Below are 13,136 nucleotides of genomic sequence, written 5' to 3'. Positions count from 1 at the left end.
GTGGGGGCCCCGGTGTCCGATCTCCTTCCGCAGGAACTGCGGATCCTGGTCGCCGTCGCGGACCACGGCGGCTTCTCCGCCGCGGCCGCGGCGCTCGGCCTGACCCAGTCGGCCGTCTCCCATTCGGTGCGCGGCAGCGAGGCCAAGCTCGGCGCGGTGCTCTTCGAGCGCGGGCGGTCCGGGGCCTCCCCCACACCGGCGGGGGAGGCAGCGGTGGGCCACGCCCGCCGCATCCTGCGGCTGTACGCGGCCATGCGCGAGGAGGTCCGCGGCGCGGGCCGGGACGGGAGCAGCGACACGCTCCGCGGCGTACTGAGGATCGCGGCGTTCCGCAGCGCCGCCCTGCACCTGCTGCCACCCGCCCTGGAACGGCTGACCACCCGCCACCCCGGGATCCGCCCCGAAGTCCGTGTGGTGCGCGAGATCGGCGCCGGCGCGGCCGGGGAGGTGGCGGCGGGCCGGGCGGACCTGGGCATCGCCACCCTCGGCGGCGGGCCGGACGCGCAGTCGCCCGGCCTGCTGACCGGGGTCCTCGCCCGGGAGTCCTACCGCCTGGTCCATCCAACCGGGCATCCGGACCCGCGGTCGCTGCCCCTCATGGACTGGGACGAGAACTGCGGCTCGTACACGCGCGCCTGGTGGCGGGCCCAGGACTGGATCCCACGGGCCACGGTCAAGGCGGAGGACGACGCGATGGTGCTGACCATGGTCGGTCGCGGGCTGGGCATGGCGATCATGCCCGAGCTGTCCCTGCGGGAGGCGACCGAGGCCGTGGAAATCACCGGCCTGGGCCCGCAGGGGCCGGTGAGACAGGTGGGATACGTCACTACGGCGGAAGCCGCCGCGACGCACACCGTGAGGGCTCTGATCAGGGAACTCCGTTCCGAGAGGGGCTGAAACGGAGCCTTCCGGCGAGGCATTTCGAGGGGATTCGCGTCTCAGATAGTAGGAAGCCCAAGTAATTGCCGAGACATACAGCGGGACCTGGCCTAGCTTTGTAGAAGCCGAACGTCTCGCCGATCGGGCGAATGGCGGTCGAGAGCGCGCGCCCCTGGCAGGCAATCCCTGCGGCGCACTGCTCCCCGCCTCTTCCGGCGCCTTGAAGGAACCCCTCATCCGTGGCCCCGCCACGCCGTGATCTCAAGGAGTCGATCACCATGACCGCAACCACCACCACCCGCCGCGTCCGCCACGCCTCCGCCTCGGCCGACGAGCGCAAGAACGCCGCCGCGGCTCTGCAGCGAGCCCTCGACCGCCGCGACAACGGCGGCTCGACCGGCCACTGAGGCAGCGCAGGTCCGGGACATTTCGCGTCCACATGGTGGACGTGAAATGTCTGAGGGCTGGACACGGAGTACGGTTTCGCCATGTCGACCAGCATCAATCTCGCAGTGATCCCCGGTGATGGCATCGGCCAGGAAGTCGTGGCTCAGGGACTCAAGGTCCTTACCGCGGTCCTGCCCCAGGATGTGAAGCTGGAGACCAAGCCGTACGACCTCGGCGCCCAGCGCTGGCACCGCACCGGAGAGACGCTCCCGGACGCGGAGCTCGAAGCCCTCAAGCACCACGACGCGATCCTGCTCGGCGCCATCGGCGACCCCTCGGTCCCGTCCGGTGTACTGGAGCGCGGCCTGCTGCTGAAGCTGCGCTTCGCCTTCGACCACTTCATCAACCTGCGGCCGTCGAAGCTGTTCCCCAACACCGCCACCCCGCTGGCGGGCCGCCCGGACATCGACTTCGTCGTCGTCCGCGAGGGCACCGAGGGCCCGTACACCGGCAACGGCGGCAGCCTGCGCACCGGCACCCCCGCCGAGGTGGCCACCGAGGTCAGCGTCAACACCGCGTACGGCGTCGAGCGCGTCGTCCGTGACGCGTACGAGCGGGCCAACTCCCGCCCCCGCAAGAAGCTGACGCTGGTCCACAAGAACAACGTCCTGGTGTACGCGGGCCACATGTGGAAGAACATCTTCGACACGGTCGGCCAGGAGTACCCCGAGGTCACCACCGACTACCTGCACGTCGACGCGGCGACGATCTTCTTCGTCACCCAGCCGGAACGCTTCGACGTCATCGTCACGGACAACCTCTTCGGTGACATCCTCACCGACCTGGCCGCCGCCGTCACCGGCGGAATCGGCCTGGCCGCCTCCGGGAACATCAACCCGACCGGCGCCTTCCCGTCCATGTTCGAGCCCGTCCACGGCTCGGCCCCGGACATCGCCGGCACCGGCAAGGCCGACCCGACCGCGACGATCCTCTCCGTCGCCCTCCTGCTGCGCCACCTGGGCTACGAGGCCGAGGCCGTCCGCATCGAGGACGCGGTCTCCGCCGACCTCGCCGAACGCGACGGAACCTTCCGCTCCACCGACGTGATCGGCGACGCCCTCGCCGCGCGAGTAGCCGGCTGACCCGGCAGCTCCAGCTCAGGAAGCCGCCGGGTCACAATGGGACCCGGCGGCTTTTCCTGTGCGGCCCCGGGTGCCACCATCTCCCCTGGGCCGCAATCCCCCGCTTCTCCGAAGCCTGCCCGCGCGCGATAATCGAACGCGAGGCCGCGGAATGCGGGGAAGCTCGGACGTCCTGGTACGCCGTGAGCGCGGTCCGCCATACACAACCGGTGAAGGACAAGCACTCATGACGACGCCCACGATCGAGCTCAAGCCCTCCTCGAACCCGCTGTCCGACGCGGAGCGCGAGGCGATCCTGGCCAGCCCCGGCTTCGGCCGCCACTTCACCGACCACATGGTGACGATCAAGTGGACCGAGGGACGCGGCTGGCACGATGCCGAACTGGTCCCGTACGCGCCGCTCTCGATCGACCCGGCGAACATGACCCTGCACTACGCGCAGACGATCTTCGAGGGCCTGAAGGCCTACCGCCAGCCCGACGGCACCGTCGCCACCTTCCGCCCCGAGGCCAACGCCGAGCGCTTCCAGGCCTCGGCGCGCCGCATGGCGATGCCCGAGCTGCCGGTCGAGCTCTTCATCGAGGCGTGCGACGCCCTGATCAAGCAGGACCGCGCCTGGGTGCCGGACTCCGGCGAGGCCTCCCTCTACCTGCGCCCGTTCATGTTCGCCTCCGAGGTCGGCCTCGGCGTCCGCCCGGCCAACGAGTTCCTCTTCATCGTCATCGCCTCGCCCGCCGGCGCGTACTTCCCCGGTGGCGTCAAGCCCGTCTCCGTCTGGCTCTCCGAGGACTACGTCCGCGCCGTCAAGGGCGGCACCGGCGCCGCCAAGACCGGCGGCAACTACGCGGCCTCGCTGGTCGCGCAGGCCCAGGCCGCCTCGCACGGCTGCGACCAGGTGGTCTGGCTCGACGCCGTCGAGCACCGCTGGATCGAGGAAATGGGCGGCATGAACCTGTACTTCGTGTACGGCGACCGCATCGTCACCCCGGAGCTCACCGGCTCGCTGCTCCCCGGCATCACCCGCGACTCCCTCCTCACGATCGCCCGCGACCTCGGCTACACCGCCGAGGAGGGCCGCCTGACCACCGAGGACTGGCAGCGCGACAACGCCAACGGCACCCTCACCGAGGTGTTCGCCTGCGGTACCGCCGCGGTCATCACGCCGGTCGGCTCGGTCAAGTCCGAGCGCGCCAACTGGATCCAGGGCGACGGCGAGCCTGGCTCCGTCACCATGCGGCTGCGCAAGGCGCTGCTGGAGCTCCAGACCGGCCGGGCCGCCGACACCCACGGCTGGATGCACCCGCTCGGCTGACACCGCCCACGCCACGGGCCCGCACTCCGGTTCTCCGGGGTGCGGGCCCGTCGGCGTACGTACGGGGGAGCGGCTCAGGCGTTCGCGGGCTCCTCGGCGGCGGCCGCCGGGGCCGGGACGGGAGCGCGGCGGACGGTGAGCACGGTGTGCACGAGCCCGCCGGTGAGGCCGGAGAGGACGAAGGAGCAGTCCACGCCGCCGGTGAGGGCGAGCAACGGGCCCTCGTAGAAGGGCGTGGTCACGGCGAGCAGGCCGACGGCGGCGCCGACCGCCCAGGAGGCGGTGGCCGCGACGTTCCAGCCGGAGCGGTACCAGTAGATCCCGCCCACCGAACGGCGGTTGAAGACCTGGAGCGCGTCGGCGTCGTAGATCCCCCGGCAGCGCACGTGGCCGATCAGGGTGATCACGGCCCACGGCGTGCCGATCGCGGTCAGGACCAGCACGAAAGAGGTCATCGCGGACTGCACGTCCCACTCGAAGGACCCGAAGAAGACGAAGGCGGTGGCCACGACCGCCGCGATCACGGTCGCCGTGGTGCGGGTCGCGCGGGGAACGATCGCGTCGAGGTCCAGGCCCATGGAGTAGAGCATCAGCCCGGCGTTGCCGACCGAGCCGGCCGCGGCGGCGGCCAGCAGCGGGAGCAGGTACCAGAAGGGTGCCGCCTCGACGAGGGGGCCGGCGTAGTCCAGGCCCGCCCGGGCGGCCAGTGCCGTGTAGGTGCCGAAGAGCTGCGGGATCAGCAGGCCGATCAGCAGGCCGAAGGCGGTGGCCCACAGGACCTTGCGCGAGCCGTGGCGGCGCGGGGAGATGTAGCGCGTGTAGTCGCCCAGCAGGGTGATGAAGGCGACGGGGCCGCTGAGGCCGGCGGCGACGGCGGCCAGCAGCCACGTCGGCCAGAAGGAGCCGAGCAGGTACGAGGTCCCGGGCGGCGCGGCGGCGGTGAAGTCCGGGGCGTAGGCGACGAAGCCGACCGCCAGCAGCAGCACCATCCCGATGGACAGCACCTTGCTCATGCGCAGGAGCAGTCGGTAGCCGAAGACGGCGGCGACGACCGTGCACGCGGCGAGCAGGCCGTACATCCCGGCCCGGGAGAGGCCGGAGTCCGGGAGCCCGGTGAGCCGCGCGAGGGTGCCGACCATGACGTCGCCGCCGATCCACAGGGTGAGCGCCGTGTAGCCGAGCGAGAGCAGCAGGCCCACCACCGACCCCACGAGCCGCCCGCGCACGCCGAACTGGGCGCCGCTGGAGGTGGAGAGGTTGGTGGCGGTGCGCAGGGAGACGAGCGCCAGCGGTGCGGTGAAGGCGATGCCGACGAGGGTGCCGGTCACGATGGCCGTGACCGAGGGCCACAGGCCCAGCCCGAAGGACGGGGGCAGCCAGCCGAAGACGATGACACCGAGGCAGAGGTTGGAGCCGAGGAGGATCGAGATCAGGTCGCGGGGACCGCTGGTCCGTTCCTCCTCGGGGATGGTGTCGACTCCGCGCTGTTCGATGGGCATGGGGGACTCCCTTGGCAGGGCGGGGGGTGGTTGCGCTGTGTTTGAGCGACACTCAATGTGACTCAAGCCCGGTGTCCAGGTCAATGATTCCCAGCAAGGAAATGAAGAGTTAGAGTGATGCTCTAATCCAGTGACTCAAGAGGTGGTGGATCGGCGTGCGGCCGACCCTGCGGAGCGCGACCGGCCGCTGCTCCGCAGCTGCCGCGGAACCGGACCGGGGCCCGGAGCCCGGGGCCCGACGTCCCGAAGGCCACCGCGCCGATCCCACCGCCCGTAAGGACCTGCCTGCCATGACCACCAAGCCCGTGCACAACGGATTCCGGATGCCCGCCGAGTGGACGCCCCACGAGCGCACCTGGATGGCCTGGCCCAGCCCGAACCCGACCTTCACCAACGAACAGGAAGCTCGCCGAGGCCCGCGAGGCCTGGGGCGCCGTCGCCCGGGCTGTCCGCGCGTACGAGCCCGTCACCCTCGTCGTCTCCCCGGGAGACGCGGAGCACGCCCGCGCCGTCGCCGGCGCCGGGGAGGGCCACGCGCTCGACGTGGTCGAGCGCGCCCTCGACGACGCCTGGATGCGCGACATCGGCCCGACCTTCGTCACCGACGGCCGGGGCGGCCTGGCCGCGGTCGACTGGACCTTCAACGGCTGGGGCGCCCAGGAATGGGCCCGCTGGGACCACGACTCCAAGATCGCCCGAGAGGTGTCGGAGGTGCTCGGCACCCCCACGTACAGCACCCCGCTGGTCAACGAGGGCGGCGCGATCCACGTCGACGGCGAGGGCACCGTGCTCCTCACCGACACCGTGCAGCTGGGCAAGGGCCGCAACCCCGACTGGACCCGCGAGCAGGTCGAGGCCGAGATCCACGCCCACCTGGGTACCACCAAGGCGATCTGGTTGCCGTACGGCCTGGCCGGCGACTACGGCACCTACGGCACCCAGGGCCACGTCGACATCGTCGCCGCCTTCGCCCGCCCGGGCGTGGTCATGGTGCACAGCCAGCCCGACCCGTCCCACCCCGACCACGAACGCTGCAAGACCATCGCCGCGATCCTGCGCGCGTCCACCGACGCCCGGGGCCGGCAGCTGGAGGTCGTGGAGATCCCGGCGCCGACCGTGCTGGAGGAGGACGGCGAGTGGGTGGACTACTCGTACATCAACCACTACCTGTGCAACGACGGCGTCGTGCTCTGCTCCTTCGACGACCCGCGCGACGAGGAGGCCGCGGAGATCTTCCGCGGTCTGTTCCCCGAACGGACCGTGACCCTCGTTGACGCACGTACGATTTTCGCCGGGGGTGGCGGCATCCACTGCATCACCCAGCAGCAGCCGAAGGTCTGACCTGCGGCGGACCTCACGAAGGAGTGGCCCCATGGCGGCGGGCGGAGCACCGGTACGGGCGGCGCGCAAGAACGCCCCCCCGCGCGAGGACGTACTCGTCGCCGCCATGGCCACGATCGCCGAACGCGGGCTGGAAGGCCTGACCATGGCCGGCCTGGGCCGCGAGGTCGGCATGAGCAGCGGCCACCTCCTCTACTACTTCCGCAGCAAGGACGAGCTCCTGCTGCAGACGCTGGAGTGGAGCGAGGCCGAACTGGGCAGTGCGCGCCGGGCCCTTCTCGCCCGCCGCGGCCCGGTCGCCGAGCGCCTGCGCGCCTACGTGGACCTGTACGTGCCCACGCAGGCCCGCGACCCGCACTGGACGCTGTGGCTGGAGGTGTGGAACCGCTCCCAGAACGCCGGACCCCAGGAACGCGACCGGCAGGCCGCCATCGAGGGGGCCTGGCACCGCGACCTGGTGGCACTGCTCGCCGAGGGCATCTCCCGCGGGGAGTTCCGCCCCGTGGACGCCGAACGCGTGGCGACCCGCATCCGGGCGCTCCTCGACGGCTTCAGCATCCAGCTGGCCGTGGGCCTGCCGACCCTCGACCGGGCCGACATCCTGGCCCACGTGCGCGAATTCCTCACCGACACCCTCAGCCCCGGCGGCGCCTGAGACGCCGGGCCCGCCCCCGACCGACGGCGGCGCCCGCATCGTGAGACGCCTGTCCACGGACGGCGAGGGGTGTGCCAGACTGCGACCGTGCCTGCTCAGCTCATGATTATCGCCAGCAGCGCGCCGGTCCCCAGTGGCCGCTGAACCGCGGAAGAACTTCGCGGACGCGGCCACCGTGCCTCGGACCCGCGTGCAGACCTCTCGCTACCCGCGAGAGGTTTTTTCGTTTCCCGGCCCATCCCTGCCGGGAGCGGACTGCGCGCGATGATGGGGGCAGTGACGGCGGCCTTCCCCACGGCGGGTTTCCGGAACCACTCATCCGACAGGAGTCAGATCAGCATGACGACGACACCAGAGGCGACAGCAGCGGTCCTCGACGACAGCTTCCACGTCTTCGACACCACCCTGCGCGACGGCGCCCAGCGTGAGGGCATCAACCTCACGGTCGCCGACAAGCTGACGATCGCGCGCCATCTGGACGACTTCGGAGTGGGCTTCATCGAGGGCGGCTGGCCCGGCGCCAACCCCCGCGACACCGAGTTCTTCGCCCGCGCCCGCGCGGAGATCGACTTCAGGAACGCCCAACTGGTCGCCTTCGGCGCCACCCGCCGGGCCGGCGGCTCGGCCGCCCAGGACCCCCAGGTGCGGGCCCTCCTGGAGTCAGGCGCCCCCGTCATCACCCTCGTCGCCAAGTCCCACGACCGCCACGTCGAGCTCGCCCTGCGCACCACCCTGGAGGAGAACCTGGAGATGGTCCGGGACACCGTCTCCCACCTGGTGGCCGAGGGTCGCCGGGTCTTCGTCGACTGCGAGCACTTCTTCGACGGCTACCGGGCCAACGCCGCGTACGCCAAGTCCGTCGTGCGCACCGCCCACGAGGCCGGAGCCGACGTCGTCATCCTGTGCGACACCAACGGCGGCATGCTGCCCGCCCAGGTGTCGGCGACCGTCGCCACCGTCCTCGCCGACACGGGCGCCCGCCTCGGCATCCACGCCCAGGACGACACCGGCTGCGCCGTCGCCAACACCCTGGCCGCCGTCGACGCGGGCGCCACCCACGTCCAGTGCACCGCGAACGGCTACGGCGAGCGCGTCGGCAACGCCAACCTGTTCCCCGTCGTCGCCGCACTGGAGATCAAGTACGGGCGCACGGTGCTCCCCGAGGGTGCCCTCGCCGAGATGACCCGCATCTCGCACGCCATCGCCGAGGTCGTCAACCTCACCCCCTCCACCCACCAGCCGTACGTCGGCGTCTCCGCCTTCGCGCACAAGGCGGGCCTGCACGCCTCGGCCATCAAGGTCGACCCGGACCTCTACCAGCACATCGACCCCGAGCGGGTCGGCAACACCATGCGGATGCTGGTCTCCGACATGGCCGGGCGCGCCTCCATCGAACTCAAGGGCAAGGAGCTCGGCGTCGACCTCGGCGAGGACCGCGCGCTGATCTCCCGGGTCGTGGAGCGGGTCAAGGAGCGGGAGCTCCAGGGCTACACCTACGAGGCGGCCGACGCCTCCTTCGAGCTGCTGCTGCGCGCCGAGGCCGAGGGACGGGCCCGCAAGTACTTCCGCATCGAGTCCTGGCGGGCGATCGTCGAGGACCGTCCGGACGGCACCCACGCCAACGAGGCCACGGTCAAGCTGTGGGCCAAGGGCGAGCGGATCGTCGCGACGGCCGAGGGCAACGGTCCGGTCAACGCGCTGGACCGGGCCCTGCGGGTGGCGCTGGAGCGGTTCTACCCGCAGCTCGCCAAGTTCGAGCTGGTCGACTACAAGGTCCGCATCCTGGAGGGCACGCACGGCACGGAGTCCACGACCCGGGTGCTCGTCGCCACGACGGACGGGGTCCGTGAGTGGTCGACGGTCGGCGTCGCCCCGAACGTGATCGCCGCCTCCTGGCAGGCCCTGGAGGACGCGTTCACCTACGGCCTCCTCCACGCGGGCGTCGAACCGGCCGAGTAGGTACGCCACCGGGCGGACCGTTCACCGTCGGGCCCTTATGTCCCGCTCACACGGGAAAGTACTGGTTCGGGTAGCGTCATGGATATGAGGACCAGGCTGATATCCGTGCGTGGAGGATCGCTGCTGTCCGGTCTGCTGCTGGCCCTGTCGGCGACCGCCCTGGCGGCCGCTCCGCAGGCCGCGGCCGACACCGGCGTGGCCGCCGTGGGGGAGGCCCTCAAGAAGGGGCCCGTGTACGTCGACCCGCGGGCCGCGGCGCAGCTGCCCGAGGCCGAGGCCGACGCGCTCGCCGCGAAGATCAAGGACGCGGGCAAGCCGGTCTTCGTCGCCGTGCTCCCGGCCACCGCAGAGTTCCCGCAGGACAAGGTGCTCGCCGCCGTCCGCGCGGAGACCGGGATCACCGGGCTCTACGCGATCCGGCTCGGCGACGGCTTCAACGCCGGCGCCGACCGCGCGGTCATGCCGGCCAACGCCGTGCGCAACCTCACCGAGGCGGTCAAGACCGGAGCCCCGGTCGACGCGGGCACCCAGCTCGACAACTTCGTGGACCAGGCCCTGACCCAGACCCGGGGCAAGGCGCCCGCCTCCTGGGGCACCACCTCCGCCGAAGGCGGCGTCCCGGTCCGCGGGCTCGTCACGCTCGGCGCGGTCGCCGTGATCGGCGGCGGCGGCGCGTACGCGCTGGCCCGGCGCAGCCGCAGGAAGAAGGAAGAGGCCCGGCGCGAGGCCGTGGAACGGCTCGGCGTGGTCGTCGACGAGGACATCACGGCCTTCGGCGAGGAGCTGGAGCGCCTGGACTTCCACCCCGGCGAGCCCGGCGCCGACGACGCGATGCGCGCGGACTACGAGCGGGGCCTCGACTCGTACGACAAGGCCAAGCAGATCATGGGCTCGGTGCGGTACCCGGAAGAGGTCACCGGGGTGACCCAGGCCCTGGAGGACGGCCGGTACGCCCTCGCCTGTCTGGACGCGCGCCGGCAGGGCCGGCCGGTGCCGGAGCGCCGCGCGCCCTGCTTCTTCGACCCGCGCCACGGGCCCAGCACCGAGGACGCGACCTGGGCCCCGGCCGCGGGTGCGGCGCGTACGGTCCCGGTCTGCACGGCGGACGCGGTACGGCTGCGCGACGGGCTCGACCCGGCGGTCCGAACGGTCGACACCGAGCGCGGACCGCGGCCCTACTACGACGCCGGCCCGGCGTACGGTCCCTGGGCCGGCGGCTACTTCGGCGGCGGCATCCTGCCCGGCCTGCTGATGGGCACGATGCTCGGCTCGATGATGTCGACCCCCGCCTACGCCGCGGACTACGGCGGCGGTTACGACGGCGGCTTCGACGGCGGGGACGTCTCCGGGGCCGACTTCAACCCGTCCGACTTCGGGGGCGGGGACTTCGGCGGCGGAGGCGGCTTCGACGGCGGTGGCTTCGACGGGGGCGGCTTCTAGGGCGGCCGAGCCGCCCCCCGGTCGCCGGGGCTGGTCAGGCCTGCTTGATCGCGGAGATGTCGAAGGTCAGCTTCACCTTGTCGCTGACCACGACGCCGCCGGTCTCCAGGGCCGCGTTCCAGGTCAGGCCCCAGTCCGAGCGCAGGATGTCGGCGCTGCCCTCGAAACCGACGCGCTGGTTGCCGTACGGGTCGGTCGCGGAGCCGTTGAACTCCAGGTCGATGGAGAGCGGCCGGGTGACGTCCTTGATGGTGAGGTCGCCGGTGATCCGGTAGGTGTCCCCGCCGAGGAACGCGGCCTCCGTGGAGCGGAAGGTCATCAGCGGGAAGGCCTCGGCGTCGAAGAAGTCGGCGCTGCGCAGGTGGCCGTCGCGGTCGGCGATACCGGTGTCCACGGAGGCGATCTTCACGTCGATCGAGGCCGTCGAGCGGGCCGGGTCCGAGCCGTCCAGGTGCAGGGTGCCCTCGTGGTCCTCGAAGGCGCCGCGGACGTTGGTGACCATGGCGTGGCGCACGGTGAAGCCGATCCGGCTGTGGGAGGCGTCGATGACGTAGTCGCCCGTGAGCGCGGCGAGGGCCGGGTCCACGTCCAGGGTGGCGACGGCGGTGGTGTTCTCCTGGCGGCGGTTGAAGAGGCCCATGACTTACTCCTCGGTAGTGGGTCCTGTGCGGGGGGCGCCGAAGCGGTTTAAGTTTCAACGACTTCGACACCACTGACACTAGAACCATTCCGTTCAAATTTCAACCACTGGGCCGCGTGTCTCCGGTTTCTGTGAAGGTCCTACAAACCGGGATGACGCCATCTGGCGGAGTCCTTACTTCCACAGGTGGTTCTGTGCGGGCCGGACAGCGGAAGACTCCCGAGACTGTGCGGAATGAACGGAGGTTTTTCATCACGATCTTCGTAAGGTCGGTACATGACCGTTGTGGACCAGATCCCGAGCGAGCCGACGGACGCCCGTGGGCGCGTGGCCGAGCTGCACTCCCTGCGCGAGCAGGCGCGGCGTGGACCGAGTGACCGTGCGACCGAGGCCCAGCACGCGAAGGGCAAGCTGACCGCGCGCGAGCGCATCGCCCTGCTCCTCGACGAGGGTTCCTTCAAGGAGGTCGAGCAGCTGCGCCGCCACCGTGCGACCGGCTTCGGCCTGGAGAGCAAGAAGCCGTACACCGACGGTGTCATCACCGGCTGGGGCACGGTCGAGGGCCGCACGGTCTTCGTCTACGCGCATGACTTCCGGATCTTCGGCGGCGCCCTGGGCGAGGCCCACGCCACGAAGATCCACAAGATCATGGACATGGCCATCGCGGCCGGTGCCCCGCTGGTCTCCCTCAACGACGGCGCCGGCGCCCGTATCCAGGAGGGCGTCTCCGCCCTGGCCGGCTACGGCGGCATCTTCCAGCGCAACACCAAGGCCTCGGGCGTCATCCCGCAGATCTCCGTGATGCTCGGCCCGTGCGCCGGCGGCGCCGCGTACTCCCCGGCCCTCACGGACTTCGTCTTCATGGTCCGCGACACCTCGCAGATGTTCATCACCGGCCCGGACGTGGTCCGCGCGGTGACCGGCGAGGAGATCACCCAGAACGGCCTCGGCGGCGCCGACGTGCACGCCGAGACCTCCGGCGTCGCGCACTTCGCGTACGACGACGAGGAGACCTGCATCTCCGAGGTGCGCTACCTCATCTCGATGCTGCCCTCCAACAACCGCGAGAACCCGCCCGTCCACGAGACGAGCGACCCGGCGGACCGCCGCAGCGACGTCCTGCTGGACCTGGTCCCCGCGGACGGCAACCGTCCGTACGACATGCACAAGGTCATCGAGGAGCTCGTCGACGACGGCGACGTCCTGGAGGTCCACGAGCGCTGGGCCCGCAACATCATCTGCGCCTTGGCGCGCATGGACGGACAGGTCGTCGGCATCGTCGCCAACCAGCCCGCCCACCTCGCCGGCGTCCTCGACATCGAGGCCTCCGAGAAGTCCGCGCGCTTCGTCCAGATGTGCGACGCCTTCAACATCCCGATCATCACGCTGCTGGACGTCCCCGGCTTCCTGCCGGGCGTCGACCAGGAGCACGGCGGCATCATCCGCCACGGCGCCAAGCTGCTGTACGCGTACTGCAACGCCACCGTCCCGCGGATCTCGCTGATCCTGCGCAAGGCCTACGGCGGCGCGTACATCGTCATGGACTCCCAGTCCATCGGCGCCGACCTGACCTACGCCTGGCCCACCAACGAGATCGCCGTGATGGGCGCCGAGGGCGCGGCCAACGTCATCTTCCGCAAGCAGATCGCGGACGCCGAGGACCCCGAGGCCATGCGCGTGCGCATGGTCAAGGAGTACAAGGCCGAGCTGATGCACCCGTACTACGCGGCCGAGCGCGGCCTCGTCGACGACGTCATCGACCCCGCCGAGACCCGAGAGGTGCTCGTCAGCGCCCTCTCGATGCTCCGCAACAAGCACGCCGATCTGCCGTCCCGCAAGCACGGCAACCCGCCGCAGTAACCGCGAAGGAGATCTGCCACCC

At 71.1% G+C, this 13,136-nt stretch carries 10 protein-coding genes and 1 pseudogene; 9 read left to right on the top strand and 2 right to left on the bottom strand.

The window, feature by feature from the left end:
* Positions 1 to 12 precede the first annotated feature (12 nt).
* From AC2RP6_RS13630 to AC2RP6_RS13615, 4 genes are all read left to right on the top strand, one after another.
* A complete protein-coding gene (locus tag AC2RP6_RS13630) occupies positions 13 to 897 on the top strand; it encodes a LysR family transcriptional regulator (protein ID WP_486446462.1) in 885 nt (294 codons plus the stop codon).
* A gap of 260 nt (positions 898 to 1,157) precedes the next feature.
* On the top strand, positions 1,158 to 1,286 hold the full coding sequence (locus tag AC2RP6_RS13625) for a hypothetical protein (RefSeq protein WP_276615817.1): 129 nt from the start codon (positions 1,158 to 1,160) through the stop codon (positions 1,284 to 1,286).
* An 81-nt stretch (positions 1,287 to 1,367) separates the two neighbouring features.
* Entirely contained in the window at positions 1,368 to 2,408 is a 1,041-nt protein-coding gene (locus AC2RP6_RS13620; protein WP_486446461.1) for a 3-isopropylmalate dehydrogenase, read from the top strand.
* 226 nt (positions 2,409 to 2,634) lie between these two features.
* Positions 2,635 to 3,720: a branched-chain amino acid aminotransferase gene (locus AC2RP6_RS13615; protein WP_486446460.1), complete on the top strand. Its 1,086-nt coding sequence runs from the start codon at positions 2,635 to 2,637 to the stop codon at positions 3,718 to 3,720.
* A gap of 74 nt (positions 3,721 to 3,794) precedes the next feature.
* Here AC2RP6_RS13615 and AC2RP6_RS13610 read toward each other — a convergent pair whose 3' ends face one another.
* Positions 3,795 to 5,219, bottom strand: a complete 1,425-nt coding sequence (locus AC2RP6_RS13610) for a cytosine permease (protein ID WP_486446459.1) — start codon at positions 5,217 to 5,219, stop codon at positions 3,795 to 3,797.
* 290 nt (positions 5,220 to 5,509) lie between these two features.
* On the opposite strand from AC2RP6_RS13610, the pseudogene AC2RP6_RS13605 reads away from it, so the two are divergent.
* The 4 genes and pseudogenes from AC2RP6_RS13605 to AC2RP6_RS13590 all read left to right on the top strand — a co-directional run bounded on the left by AC2RP6_RS13605 (position 5,510) and on the right by AC2RP6_RS13590 (position 10,614).
* A pseudogene (locus tag AC2RP6_RS13605) lies at positions 5,510 to 6,560 on the top strand (agmatine deiminase family protein).
* 31 nt (positions 6,561 to 6,591) lie between these two features.
* Positions 6,592 to 7,215, top strand: coding sequence for a TetR/AcrR family transcriptional regulator (locus tag AC2RP6_RS13600; protein ID WP_486446458.1), 624 nt, complete (start codon positions 6,592 to 6,594; stop codon positions 7,213 to 7,215).
* Between the two features lie 339 nt (positions 7,216 to 7,554).
* On the top strand, positions 7,555 to 9,174 hold the full coding sequence (gene cimA, locus AC2RP6_RS13595) for a citramalate synthase (protein ID WP_486446457.1): 1,620 nt from the start codon (positions 7,555 to 7,557) through the stop codon (positions 9,172 to 9,174).
* Between the two features lie 84 nt (positions 9,175 to 9,258).
* Entirely contained in the window at positions 9,259 to 10,614 is a 1,356-nt protein-coding gene (locus tag AC2RP6_RS13590) for a hypothetical protein (RefSeq protein WP_486446456.1), read from the top strand.
* Positions 10,615 to 10,648: 34 nt separating this feature from the next.
* On the opposite strand, the gene AC2RP6_RS13585 is transcribed toward AC2RP6_RS13590, so the two are convergent.
* The gene (locus tag AC2RP6_RS13585; protein WP_486446455.1) at positions 10,649 to 11,254 is read right to left on the bottom strand and encodes a YceI family protein; all 606 of its coding nucleotides are present in this window, start codon (positions 11,252 to 11,254) and stop codon (positions 10,649 to 10,651) included.
* Positions 11,255 to 11,530: 276 nt separating this feature from the next.
* Between AC2RP6_RS13585 and AC2RP6_RS13580 the strand changes: the two genes are divergently transcribed.
* Entirely contained in the window at positions 11,531 to 13,114 is a 1,584-nt protein-coding gene (locus AC2RP6_RS13580; protein WP_486446454.1) for an acyl-CoA carboxylase subunit beta, read from the top strand.
* The last annotated feature ends 22 nt before the right edge of the window (positions 13,115 to 13,136 follow it).

This window comes from Streptomyces sp. WAC03905, assembly GCF_057371075.1.
The sequence above is the reverse complement of the archived record's forward strand: the minus strand, read 5'-3'. Positions and strand labels throughout refer to the sequence as shown.

What these genes read in the sequence shown, in the direction of transcription:
- AC2RP6_RS13625 (WP_276615817.1), top strand. Translation starts at nt 1,158, where the DNA reads ATGACCGCAACCACCACCACCCGCCGCGTCCGCCACGCCTCCGCCTCG.
- AC2RP6_RS13620 (WP_486446461.1), top strand. Translation starts at nt 1,368, where the DNA reads ATGTCGACCAGCATCAATCTCGCAGTGATCCCCGGTGATGGCATCGGC.
- AC2RP6_RS13615 (WP_486446460.1), top strand. Translation starts at nt 2,635, where the DNA reads ATGACGACGCCCACGATCGAGCTCAAGCCCTCCTCGAACCCGCTGTCC.
- AC2RP6_RS13610 (WP_486446459.1), bottom strand. Translation starts at nt 5,219, where the DNA reads ATGCCCATCGAACAGCGCGGAGTCGACACCATCCCCGAGGAGGAACGG.
- AC2RP6_RS13600 (WP_486446458.1), top strand. Translation starts at nt 6,592, where the DNA reads ATGGCGGCGGGCGGAGCACCGGTACGGGCGGCGCGCAAGAACGCCCCC.
- cimA (WP_486446457.1), top strand. Translation starts at nt 7,555, where the DNA reads ATGACGACGACACCAGAGGCGACAGCAGCGGTCCTCGACGACAGCTTC.
- AC2RP6_RS13590 (WP_486446456.1), top strand. Translation starts at nt 9,259, where the DNA reads ATGAGGACCAGGCTGATATCCGTGCGTGGAGGATCGCTGCTGTCCGGT.
- AC2RP6_RS13585 (WP_486446455.1), bottom strand. Translation starts at nt 11,254, where the DNA reads ATGGGCCTCTTCAACCGCCGCCAGGAGAACACCACCGCCGTCGCCACC.
- AC2RP6_RS13580 (WP_486446454.1), top strand. Translation starts at nt 11,531, where the DNA reads ATGACCGTTGTGGACCAGATCCCGAGCGAGCCGACGGACGCCCGTGGG.